The 11,925-nt window shown below is 32.2% G+C and carries 12 protein-coding genes and 1 tRNA gene; 6 read left to right on the top strand and 7 right to left on the bottom strand.

Annotated features, from left to right (window positions below; translation table 11 throughout):
- The first annotated feature begins 40 nt into the window (after positions 1-40).
- From M4I21_RS14230 to M4I21_RS14240, 3 genes are read left to right on the top strand one after another with little or no spacing between them, the layout of a single operon-like run.
- On the top strand, positions 41-499 hold the full coding sequence (locus M4I21_RS14230; protein WP_249559899.1) for a hypothetical protein: 459 nt from the start codon (positions 41-43) through the stop codon (positions 497-499).
- On the top strand, positions 499-957 hold the full coding sequence (locus tag M4I21_RS14235) for a sterol desaturase family protein (protein ID WP_249559900.1): 459 nt from the start codon (positions 499-501) through the stop codon (positions 955-957). The genes M4I21_RS14230 and M4I21_RS14235 overlap by 1 nt, the downstream gene beginning before the upstream one ends.
- Positions 957-1,649 carry a lycopene cyclase domain-containing protein gene (locus M4I21_RS14240; protein WP_249559901.1) on the top strand — a complete coding sequence of 231 codons (693 nt, stop codon included), beginning with the start codon at positions 957-959 and terminating at the stop codon, positions 1,647-1,649. Before M4I21_RS14235 ends, M4I21_RS14240 begins: the two co-directional genes overlap by 1 nt.
- Here the strand turns inward: M4I21_RS14240 and M4I21_RS14245 are convergent.
- The gene (locus M4I21_RS14245; protein WP_249559902.1) at positions 1,646-2,935 is read right to left on the bottom strand and encodes a cryptochrome/photolyase family protein; all 1,290 of its coding nucleotides are present in this window, start codon (positions 2,933-2,935) and stop codon (positions 1,646-1,648) included. The genes M4I21_RS14240 and M4I21_RS14245 overlap by 4 nt on opposite strands.
- A 160-nt stretch (positions 2,936-3,095) precedes the next feature.
- On the opposite strand from M4I21_RS14245, the gene M4I21_RS14250 reads away from it, so the two are divergent.
- Positions 3,096-3,179 (top strand) — tRNA-Leu (locus M4I21_RS14250).
- A 51-nt stretch (positions 3,180-3,230) separates the two neighbouring features.
- Here M4I21_RS14250 and M4I21_RS14255 read toward each other — a convergent pair.
- The 6 genes from M4I21_RS14255 to M4I21_RS14280 form a co-directional block, all read right to left on the bottom strand.
- Positions 3,231-3,791, bottom strand: coding sequence for a TlpA family protein disulfide reductase (locus tag M4I21_RS14255; RefSeq protein ID WP_249559903.1), 561 nt, complete (start codon positions 3,789-3,791; stop codon positions 3,231-3,233).
- 2 nt (positions 3,792-3,793) lie between these two features.
- The gene (locus M4I21_RS14260; RefSeq protein WP_249559904.1) at positions 3,794-4,348 is read right to left on the bottom strand and encodes a TlpA family protein disulfide reductase; all 555 of its coding nucleotides are present in this window, start codon (positions 4,346-4,348) and stop codon (positions 3,794-3,796) included.
- A 101-nt stretch (positions 4,349-4,449) separates the two neighbouring features.
- Positions 4,450-6,717, bottom strand: coding sequence for an aconitate hydratase (locus M4I21_RS14265; protein WP_249559905.1), 2,268 nt, complete (start codon positions 6,715-6,717; stop codon positions 4,450-4,452).
- A 196-nt stretch (positions 6,718-6,913) separates the two neighbouring features.
- On the bottom strand, positions 6,914-7,867 hold the full coding sequence (locus tag M4I21_RS14270) for an AAA family ATPase (protein ID WP_249559906.1): 954 nt from the start codon (positions 7,865-7,867) through the stop codon (positions 6,914-6,916).
- Positions 7,868-7,876: 9 nt separating this feature from the next.
- Positions 7,877-9,307, bottom strand: a complete 1,431-nt coding sequence (locus M4I21_RS14275; RefSeq protein ID WP_249559907.1) for a peptidylprolyl isomerase — start codon at positions 9,305-9,307, stop codon at positions 7,877-7,879.
- Positions 9,291-10,172, bottom strand: a complete 882-nt coding sequence (locus tag M4I21_RS14280; protein ID WP_249559908.1) for a peptidyl-prolyl cis-trans isomerase — start codon at positions 10,170-10,172, stop codon at positions 9,291-9,293. The genes M4I21_RS14275 and M4I21_RS14280 overlap by 17 nt, the downstream gene beginning before the upstream one ends.
- Positions 10,173-10,394: 222 nt before the next feature.
- Between M4I21_RS14280 and M4I21_RS14285 the strand changes: the two genes are divergently transcribed.
- Both M4I21_RS14285 and M4I21_RS14290 read left to right on the top strand, forming a co-directional pair.
- Positions 10,395-10,634, top strand: a complete 240-nt coding sequence (locus M4I21_RS14285) for a hypothetical protein (protein ID WP_249559909.1) — start codon at positions 10,395-10,397, stop codon at positions 10,632-10,634.
- Positions 10,634-11,779, top strand: a complete 1,146-nt coding sequence (locus tag M4I21_RS14290) for a serine hydrolase (RefSeq protein ID WP_249559910.1) — start codon at positions 10,634-10,636, stop codon at positions 11,777-11,779. Before M4I21_RS14285 ends, M4I21_RS14290 begins: the two co-directional genes overlap by 1 nt.
- The last annotated feature ends 146 nt before the right edge of the window (positions 11,780-11,925 follow it).

The following is an 11,925-nucleotide window of genomic DNA, read 5'->3' on the forward strand; positions in this document are numbered from 1 at the left end:
TAACTTTATAGTTAAATTAGATTTACCTTAAACTTGTTTAATGAAATTAGTATTCTCGCTTTTAGTTCTCATATTCAATCTATCTACAGATTGTACAAATTTAGAAAAAGTTAGAGATCAATTTCATACCATAAAAACAAAAGAGGATTTAAAAAAATTTATAGCTAACACTAAAGAAACTAGTTGCTCTAGAGCAACACCATATATAGCTTCTTGCACAATGAAAAAAGCAGAATATACTATATGGCCTTTTAAAAAACTAGCCTATTTTAATGAGGGTAAAAAGTCATTGGAAGATTACATTAAGCAACACCCCAAAGATATAGAAGCTAAATATGTACGTTTACTGGTACAAACTAACATACCAGATTTTCTAGGTTACAATACAAGAATTGCTGCAGATAAAAAGTTTATAAACGAGAATATAGCTGCTGCAGATTTGCCTGAAAATTACAAAAAAACAATTTTACAAAATATTAATAATATAAGTCCCAACTAATGAAAATAGCACTTTTTATACTAACTACAATTGCAACGTTTGCTGTTATGGAAGTTATAACTTGGCTAACGCACAAGTTTGTAATGCATGGTTTTTTGTGGATTCTACACGCGGATCATCATCAACCTAAATATCCACATCCTTTTGAGAAAAACGATCTATTTTTTGTACTATTTGCGATACCAAGTATTGCTTTATTTTATTTTGGCATACATCCAGAATTAAACTTTATGTTTTTTATTGGACTAGGTATTTTATTTTACGGTATCGCTTATTTTTTGATACATGATGTTTTAATTCATCAGCGATTTAAGTGGTTTAAAAAGACTAAAAACAACTATTTAATTGGCTTACGTAAAGCTCACAAAGTGCACCACAAACATTTAGGAAAAGCACATGGAGAATGTTTTGGAATGTTGTTTGTTCCAAAAAAGTACCATACTCAATACAAATCGTAATGAAACCTTACTATTACCTACTTATAGACCTTGCATGCATTAGCGTTCCGTTTATTGCAAGTTTTTACCCAAAGCACGCTTTTTTTAAAAAATGGGGTTCTTTTTTCAAAGCTACGATACCCGTAGCACTATTCTTTATAATTTGGGATTATTGGTTTACTGCAACTGGAGTCTGGGGGTTTAACAAAGATTACCTAAGCGGACTTTTTATTGGTGAATTACCAATAGAAGAGATTCTATTTTTTATAGCAATACCGTACGCTTGTGTATTTACGTATTTTGCTCTTTTGCATTTGGTAAAAAACAATCCACTACAAAAAATTGAAAGTTATATTACATTTATACTAACTGTTGTATTTATACTTATAGCAATACTCTTTTACAACAAACTATATACATTTACCACTGCAGTTTTAGGCACTATTTTTCTTTCTTATTTAAGTTATAAAAAAGTAAACCTAAGCTACCATTACCTAACTTATCTATTAATAATTCCCTTTTTTTTAGCTAGCAATGGTATCCTTACTGGAAGTTTTTTAGAATCTCCTATTGTATGGTATAACAATGCTGAAAACATAGGTTTTAGAATAGGTACCATACCTGTAGAAGATTGCTTTTACGGCTTAATACTTATTTTTATGAATATTGAATTGTTTCGTTATTTTAATAAGAAGAAACAATTAAGTAATTAATTTTCAATCCCCTCTTTATATATTTTTAAAGCGCGTTCCCTAGCAGTTTTGTGATCTACCATAGGATCGGGATAATCAAAACCATCAAATTCCGGAATCCATTTTCTAACGTACTTAAAATCTTTATCAAACTTTTTAAGCTGTGTTATAGGGTTAAATATTCTAAAATAAGGAGCTGCATCACACCCTGTACCTGCTGCCCACTGCCAGTTACCGTTATTAGAAGCCAACTCGTAATCTAGTAATTTTTTAGCAAAATAAGCCTCTCCCCACTGCCAATCTATTAGCAAGTGCTTGCATAAAAACCCAGCAGTAATCATACGTACTCTATTGTGCATATACCCAGTTTGGTTTAATTGTCGCATTCCCGCATCTACCATTGGGTAGCCCGTAGTACCAGTACACCATTTTTCAAAATCCTCTTGGTTGTTACGCCATTTTATACCATCGTATTTAGCTCTAAAATTTTGAGTAACTACTTTTGGGTAATGATATAATATTTGAGTGAAAAATTCTCTCCACACCAATTCACTTAAAAAAACACTTTCTAAACCTTCTAAACCACGTATTAGTTTGCGCACACTTACCGTTCCAAAACGCAAATGCGGACCCAGGTATGTCGTTATATCATCTGACGGAAAATCCCTTTTATCTGCATAAACATCTAAATGCTCTAAATTATAGGGCATAACTTCTATACTAGAAGCCCTAAAACCTAAATCTTTTAATGATAAAAAAGCAGCAGAAAACGCTACTAAATTCTTACTTAAATCACATTTTTGTTCTTCTATTAATTCGGCCTTAAACAAAGACAACCACTTGTTTTTATAAGGCGTATACACCGTATATGCTCCGCCATCATTTTTTAGAACATCATTTTCTTCAAAAACAACACTATCCTTATACGATTTTACATTTATATTATTTTCTTCTAAAAGAGCAGTAATTTTCTCATCTCTTTCTTTAGCGTAAGGTTCGTAATCTTTGTTATAAAAAACATTCTCTATAGCGTACTTACTCATCAATTCTTTCCAAGCTTTCTCTGGCGTTGTATGCAAACAAAGTACACCGCTATTACAGTTTTTTAAAGTAGTATTCATAGCTGATATAGTCTGATGTATAAATGTTACTCTTGCATCATCTTTATCTAGTTCATTTAGAATATTTTCATCAAAAATAAAAATAGGAAGCACAGGTTTACCTGAAGAAAGAGCTAAAGATAATGCTGTATTATCCTCTAATCTTAAATCTCTTCTAAACCAGAAAATTGATATTTTATCACTCATAAAAAATGTGTTTTCAATTAAATCAAAAATAAGGCCTATTGAGTAAAAATGCTATTCTTACTACACCTATTCCTCTTATATATTGAATAAAATATCAAATTAAAAAGTTTATATATCTATAACACATAGTTATATTTGTGGTCGGTACTAATTTAACTATGGCCACGTGGCGGAATTGGTAGACGTGCTACCTTGAGGGGGTAGTGTTCTTATGGACGTGCTGGTTCGACTCCAGTCGTGGTCACAAAAAAAGCGCTTTAGACAAAGCGCTTTTTTTTATAAGTAAGATTCGTATTTATTCTTTTAGTAAACTCTCTATTAAATCTCTTGTTTTAGCACTATTCCAATCTTTAGCTCCCGTTTCATTAACTACAATTTTACCCTCTTTATTTAAGATATAGGTTGTAGGTATTACTTTAGAAACCAATTCTTTTGGCGTGTTAGACTTGGCATAAAATACCTGAAAATTAAATTCGTTTTCCTTTAAATATGTATTCACTTTAGCTACTTTATCTTCTGCAACTAATACAAACACAACCTTGTCTTTATAATCTGTGTATAGTTTTTGTAAACTTGGCATTTCTGCCACACAAGGCGGACACCAAGTAGCCCAAAAATTCACAAGAATTACTTTTCCTTTATGATCTTTTAAATTGAAATTATCGCCAGACGCATCAATCAAATTCCAATTATAACTCTGCAAAGAAATTTGCTCTTCTATAGTAACTGAGGATGCACTACCAGAAAAAATTCTGTTTGCATATACTTTTACTTTAAATCCCAAAGGCGTAAATAATACAGCTGCAATTAGCGCATAGAAAATAAAATTTAGTATTTTTCTCCTATTAAAAGTCATTACTATTCTGCTATAAGCTGATCTACAATTTCATAAACCGTATCATTATCCCAACTAGATATTCCTTTTTCGTATATAACTATATTTCCACTCTTGTCTATAATATAGCTAGAAGGCACTTTTTCTGTATTTACGGCGTGTTTAGCATCAATAATTAAATAAGAAACAGGAAACGTAAATTTTTTTAACGTCATAAACTCATCTACAACCTCTTTTTCTTCATTAGTTATAATGTAAAAATCAACCTTGCCCTTATAGTCATTATAAAATTTCTGAATAGATTGTAATTCTGCTTCACAATGAACTTTCCAAGAAGCCCAGTTATTAATAAAAATAACATTCCCTTTAGATTTTGAAAAATTAAATAAAGTATGATTTTCATCTTTTAAAACCCAATCATAATCTGTTACTTTTTGCTGCTTTTCTTTCGCAATTACAGATGGTGATGTTGCCACTATTTTGTTTAAAAATATTTTACCCATATGGCCAAGAGGCGTCCAAAAAAATGCTGCTATTACAAGCATTAATAAAAGGGTCAAAATTGTTTTCTTCTTCATTTTTAATATATAATTAGCCCTAAAGTAGGAAGATAAATTCATATAAAAAGAAAAACTCCCGAATTACTTCGGGAGTTTAATTTTATTAAAAGAAAATTAGCTTATGCCACGTTTTCTTTTTTAATAACATTTAAAGCAGAACCTTCTCTGTACCAATCTATTTGAGGTTGATTGTATGTGTGGTTAAGCTTAATTACATCTTTACTACCATCTGCATGAACCAACTCTAACGTTAATTGTTTTTCTGGAGCAAAATCTGCTATATCTACAAAGTTAAATGTATCATCTTCTTTTACAAGATCGTAATCTGCTTCATTAGCAAACGTTAAACCTAACATACCTTGTTTTTTAAGGTTTGTTTCATGAATACGAGCAAAAGATTTTACTATTACTGCTGCAACACCTAAATGTCTTGGCTCCATAGCTGCATGTTCACGAGAAGAACCTTCTCCATAGTTATGATCACCAACAACAATAGATCTTATACCTGCTGCTTTGTATGCACGTGCAGTATCTGGAACACCAGCAAATTCACCCGTTAATTGATTTTTAACAAAGTTGGTCTTTTTACCAAAAGCGTTAACAGCACCAATTAAACAGTTGTTAGAAATATTATCTAAATGACCACGGAAACGCAACCAAGGACCAGCCATAGAAATGTGGTCTGTTGTACATTTACCAAAAGCTTTAATTAACAATTTAGCTCCCATTAGACTTTCGTCTTTTATTGGAGTAAATGGCTCTAACAATTGTAATCTTTCAGAATCTAAAGCAACCTTTACCTCTACACCAGAACCGTCTGCATCTGGAGCTAAGTAACCAGCATCTTCAACAGCAAAACCTTGTGGAGGCAATTCTATACCTAATGGCATATCTAATTTAACCTCTTCACCATCTTCGTTAATTAACGTATCGTTCATTGGATCAAAATCCAAACGACCAGATATTGCTATTGCAGCAACCATCTCTGGCGAACCAACAAATGCATGCGTATTAGGGTTACCATCTGCTCTTTTAGAGAAGTTACGGTTAAACGAGTGTACAATAGTGTTTTTCTCATCTCCTTTTGCATCACTCCTATCCCATTGTCCTATACAAGGACCACAAGCATTTGTAAATATTGTAGCTCCAAGGTTTTCAAAAATCTCTAAAATACCATCTCTCTCTGCAGTAAAACGAATAGTTTCAGAACCTGGATTGATACCAAAATCTGATTTTGGTTTAATTTTTTTATCAACAGCTTGTTTAGCTATAGACGCAGCTCTAGTTAAATCCTCGTAAGATGAGTTGGTACAAGAACCAATTAATCCCCAATCTACTTTTAACGGCCAGTCATTAGCTTTAGCCTTTTCTCCTAGTTCACCTACTGGTGTAGCTAAATCTGGAGTAAAAGGTCCGTTTAAATGAGGTCTTAACTCATCTAAATTAATTTCTATAACCTCATCAAAATATTGCTCTGGATTAGCATATACCTCTGCATCTGCAGTTAAGTGTTCTTTTACTTGGTTAGCAGCATCTGCAACATCACTACGATCTGTAGCACGTAAGTAACGCTCCATAGACTCATCATAACCAAATGTAGACGTAGTAGCACCTACTTCTGCACCCATATTACAAATAGTACCTTTACCAGTACAAGAAAGGTTTTTAGCACCTTCTCCAAAATATTCTACAATTGCTCCTGTACCACCTTTTACAGTTAAGATACCAGCAACTTTTAAAATAACATCCTTAGCAGAAGTCCACCCAGAAATATTACCTGTTAATTTAACTCCTATTAGTTTTGGGAATTTAAGTTCCCAAGCCATACCTGCCATAACATCTACAGCATCTGCGCCACCAACACCAATAGCAACCATACCTAAACCACCAGCGTTAACTGTATGCGAATCGGTACCAATCATCATTCCACCTGGGAATGCATAATTTTCTAAAACTACTTGGTGAATAATACCAGCTCCCGGTTTCCAGAAACCAATACCATATTTATTAGAAACAGACTCTAAAAAGTTAAATACCTCTGCACTTGTAGAGTTCGCTACTTTTAAATCTGTAACAGCACCACTTTTTGCCTGAATTAAGTGATCACAGTGAACTGTTGTAGGAACGGCAACTTTAGGCTTACCAGCTTGCATAAACTGTAATAATGCCATTTGTGCTGTTGCATCTTGACACGCAATACGATCTGGAGCAAAATCTACATAATCCTTACCTCTTTTAAATTCGGTATTAGGATTACCATCCCATAAGTGAGAATATAATATTTTTTCTGAAAGTGTAAGTGGCTTTCCTACTATTTCACGAGCTTTATCTACTCGTTCAGCCATACGGGCATAAACCCCCTTTATCATATCAATGTCAAATGCCATTCCTTTTAGTTTTGAGTTTAATTTATTGCAATTCCACAAAATTAATAAAATCTAAAGGGTAAACGAAAGAATTATGCAACGATTACTATTATTTTGATGAAAAAACAAAAAAAAGCACCTCTAAAAATGAATGCCTCATTTTTTACTTAAATTTTTATCAAATTGATCACGAAAACGTTTGAAATTTATTTTCGTACTAAAGTAATTTACCTATAATTTGCTCTTCAGATATACCTTCTGCTTCTGCTTTGTAGTTTTTTATTATTCTGTGTCTTAATATACCAATAGCTACTGCTTGCACATCTTCTATATCTGGTGAAAATTTACCGCGTATAGCTGCATTTGCTTTAGCTGCCAAAATTAAGTTTTGTGAAGCTCTTGGACCTGCTCCCCAATCTATATATTGCTTTACATAGTCTTGCGCAGTATCTAAATTTGGTCTTGTACTGTTAACCAATTTTACAGCATACTCTACAACATTATCTGGCACAGGTATTCTACGCACTAAACGCTGTACTGCTACAATTTCTTCTGCACTAAATAGTGCATTAATAGTTGCTTTATTGTCTGATGTTGTACGTTTTACAACCTCTATTTCTTCTGCTATAGACGGGTATTGCAATTCTATTGCAAACATAAACCTATCTAATTGAGCTTCTGGTAATGGGTATGTACCTTCTTGTTCTATTGGGTTTTGCGTAGCCAATACAAAATAAGGTAATTCTAATTTATAGTTATGACCAGCTATAGTTACAGATCTCTCTTGCATTGCCTCTAATAAAGCTGCTTGCGTTTTAGGTGGAGTTCTATTTATTTCATCAGCTAAAATAATATTAGAAAATATAGGACCTTTTATAAACTTAAAATTTCTATTCTGATCTAATATTTCGCTGCCTAAAATATCACTAGGCATTAAATCTGGCGTAAACTGTATTCTTTTAAAATCTAAACCTAGCGTTTGTGCAATTGTATTAACCATTAATGTTTTTGCTAATCCTGGAACTCCTATTAACAAGGAGTGACCACCTGTGTAGATCGATAATAATATCTGATCTATTACCACATCTTGACCAACAATTACTTTGGCTATTTCTTGCTTTAACGTTTGGTGTTTGCTTACTAGATTTTTAATAGCAGTTACGTCTGACATATAGTTCTACTATTTTTTAAACCAGTTATTAGAAAACTCACAATCTTCGTTACCCTTGTTTATACTAACGTATGTATCTTCAATATGCTTTTTCATCCATTTCTGAATAGCATCTATACGTTTTTGAGTTAATGCTAATTCTTGGATTTTTACATAATCCTGAGCAAAATCTGCCACGTGCTCATCATACCTATTGGTAATCTTCATTATTTTATATTTCTTAGCACCACCACTTTCTTCAACCTCTAAAATAGGCATAGAAATTTCGTTATCCTTAATGTCTCTTACTTGGTTATACAACTCTGGCTGCATTTTAGTAAGCTCAAATTTAGAACTAAAATCTTGTGGGTTTCTTAATTGGCCGCCTTCAAACTTTGTTTCTTTCTGATCAGAAAAATTAAGTGCAGCTTCTGCAAACGTAAATTCCCCATCTATAATTTTTTGCCTTACTTCTTCTAATTCTTTTCTTGCTTCTTCTAATCTTTCATCAGAAACTTTAGGCGACATAAGAATGTGTCTAACGTCTCTTTCTTGTCCTCTAATCTTTTCAACAAAAATAATATGATACCCAAACTGAGTTTCAAAAGGCTCAGAAACTTCACCCTCTTTTAAGCTAAAGGCAACATCTTTAAACTCTTTTACAAAATTGGTTTCTTTAGTAAGCTTATAAAAACCACCATTAGACCTAGATCCTTCATCTTCAGAAGAAATAATAGCTTTAATTCTAAAGCTAGAACCACCTTCTAAAACATCTTCTCTAATTTTATTTAACTTGTCTATTACCTTTTGCTTTTCTTCTTCACTAGCTTCTGGTTGCTTTACAATTTGTGCAATCTCTAACTGTGCTCCAAAAACTGGTCTTTCGTCTTTTGGTATTTCTTTATAAAACTGTCTTACCTCTTCTGGTGTAATTTCTAATTCCGCAATAATGCTTTGTTGCATTTTTTCAGACAGCATTTTTAGCTTATTAATTTTAAAAAGATCTTCTCTTAAAGATTCTTGAGAATCCTTCTTGTAAAACTTAAGCAATTTATCCATAGACCCTATTTGTGCAACTAAACCTTGGATTTGTCTTTCACTAGCCGAGTTTACCTGATCATCAGAAACCAACAAACTATCTTGTACCGCTTGGTGTGCATACAAACGATCTTCCATTAGTTTGCCTAACAAACCACATCTAGAAACTTCTTCTTCAGAAACACCTTGACTACGTAAATCGATAAGTGTCTTTTCTATATCAGAATCTAATATTACATAATCACCAACTACAGCAGAAACACCGTCTAACTTTATTCTTTTAAAATTAGATTTTATAGTGTCTTGTACAACCTGTACAATATCTTCTTGCTCTAATTCTTCATCTTGCATAGCATTAACTGTACACGGCACAACTAATAACAATGCTAATAAAAACAATATTGTATTACTCTTGTTTTTCATATATCTCAAATTCCTTATTTTTAATAGCTTCATCTATAATATCTACTTCTAATTTTCTTAAATATTCTAATCTTCTACGGTTTAATAAAACACGCTTAATTGTTGGCGTAATGTATTGTAAAGGAGCAGCTTCGTTTTTATCTAACATATCTACAACCTTGGTCAAATATACCCCTAATGAATCTTGCATTTCAAAAAATTGTGATTTTTTTAAGTACAACTGTTCATTTTCACTTGTAAGCGGTGGTATCTCATTTATTAGTCTTGACGCCTCTACCCAAACAGAATCGTTAAAGTTTACTTTTCTAAATTGCACATTAATAGAATCTAAATACATACGGTCCTTATCAGAAAAACCTTTTAGTTTATCTATTACTGCTTTCTTATTTAAAAACTGAGGAGGAAGTTCTACATAACGTACACGTAGTAATTTTTCGCTAAGTTTAAAGTTCTCTTTTTCTTTTTGATAAAAAGCCTCTAGCTCTTCTTTGCTTATAATGGTGTCTTGTTCTTTTTGCACCAAAGCTTCTTTATAGGCCCCTGTATACAAATCTGTTTTGTAGTTTGCCACAAGCCTATCAAACTCAGCCAATTGATCTTCAGATAAGTTTACCTTAGATTTAGACATTAGTAATTGCTTAGATGCCCAATTATTAATATAACTGGTAACTAATGTTATACTATCTTCCTTTGCTACATTTTTACCTACTAAGTCTTCTAAGTCTTCTTTATACAGAAAGTTTTCTCCTACTCTAGCTACTACTTCCTTTTCCTTATCACTAACAAAAACACCTTGACAAGAGCTCAGCGTCACTGTCATATATAGTATCCCTAACAAGAAAATTAATTTATTTGTATGTTGCATAAATTGGTGCATCTAGCAAAAATAACAATTTGATGTTGCGATACAAGATATATTGTAAAATGATTAACACTTTTAGCAACAAAAAGAAGAAAATTTACTGTTAAACACTTAAAAACTCTTTTGTTATACTAGAAAAAGTAATTATTTAGTACCAACAGAATTTACCTTAATTGATAAAGAAATGGTAATTTTACTTTTTTAACACCAAATTACGTTAGTTAAATGTCTAAAAAAATAAAATTAATATGGGATTTTAGAGGTCCTGCTGCAGAAAAGACGGCAGAACATCATGAAATACATTTAAAAGAATTTATAACATCAGAAAATCTAGAACTTAACATCACTGGCTTTACTGTTTTAACGGATATGCACAGTATTGCCTACTTAGTGGTTAATGAGGCAGAAATGATTACTGTTAGAGATGCTTTAAAACCACATAGAGGAGAAATATACAACGCGTAATGAAATATTTTATAGTCACCATACTTACATTAGCGCTACTTTTTTCTTGTAAAGAGAAACCGAAAAGCAAAAAAAATCCGATAGACTATTTTTTAGCATCTAAAAGCGAAAATGTAAAAAGGGTTTTAGACAGTATATCTGGATACGAAATGCAATTTATATATACCGAAATAAATAAAAAAAACGGAGTATATATAGGTAGAAACTACGAATTTTACACAAACCCTAAAAACTATTTTTATCCTGCAAGCTCTGTTAAACTGCCAATTGCTATTTTAACTTTAGAAAAAATACACGAGAGTGAAGATTATACTAAGGATACCGAGTTTTTTATTGAAGGAGACTCTCTAAAAACAACATTTGCTAAGGAAATTATTAAAATCTTTGCCGTAAGTGATAATGATGCATACAATAGGTTATTTGAGTTCTTGGGACAGGATTACATCAACAAAAAACTAGAAGAAAAAGGTCTTAAAAATGTTAGAATAGCGCATAGATTATCTACTGATGCCGCTGATAATGTAACCACAAAGCCTCTGGTTATTTATGTAAATGATAGCACAACAATAAATACCAAAGCCATAATTAATAGTCCTATACTACCATTGCAGCTTGATAAAATAAAAAAAGGTGTTGCTTATATTGATGAAGAAGGGATAGTACAAAAAGAGCCTTTTGATTTTAGTATGAAGAATTACTATAGTATTGGAGATCAACAACTAGTTTTACAACGTATTATGTACCCAGAATCCTTTACCAAAGCTCAGCAGTTTAATGTAGGCTTAGATGATTTACTGTTTTTAAAAAAAGCAATGGGGAATACTCCTAAAGAAGCTGGTTATAGCAGTGATGCGTATTATGATAGTTATGTAAAATTCTTTATGTACGGCGACACAAAAAAACCCATACCAAGCAACATAAAAATATACAATAAAGTTGGTTACGCATATGGCACATTAACAGATTGTGCTTTTATTGAAGACACCGAAAATGATATTAGCTTTATGCTCACAGCAACTATTCTGGTAAATAAAAATGGTGTTTTTAATGATGACAACTATGAGTATGAAACTGTAGGAATTCCTTTTTTAGCAGAATTAGGTCGGGAATTTTACAACTACAACTTGCAACAAAAACAGAACTAAGAACTGCCTCCGATACTATTTAACACTAAAACTTGTTATAGTATACAAACAATTAATATTGTAAACTGTTATATTTCACGGTTTACGGGGTACAAACCAACCTATAGTTATCGCTACATTGCGTGCTACTATAACAATACGTAATT

It is taken from the genome of Cellulophaga sp. 20_2_10, from assembly GCF_023476645.1.
Classification (GTDB): Bacteria; Bacteroidota; Bacteroidia; order Flavobacteriales; family Flavobacteriaceae; genus Cellulophaga.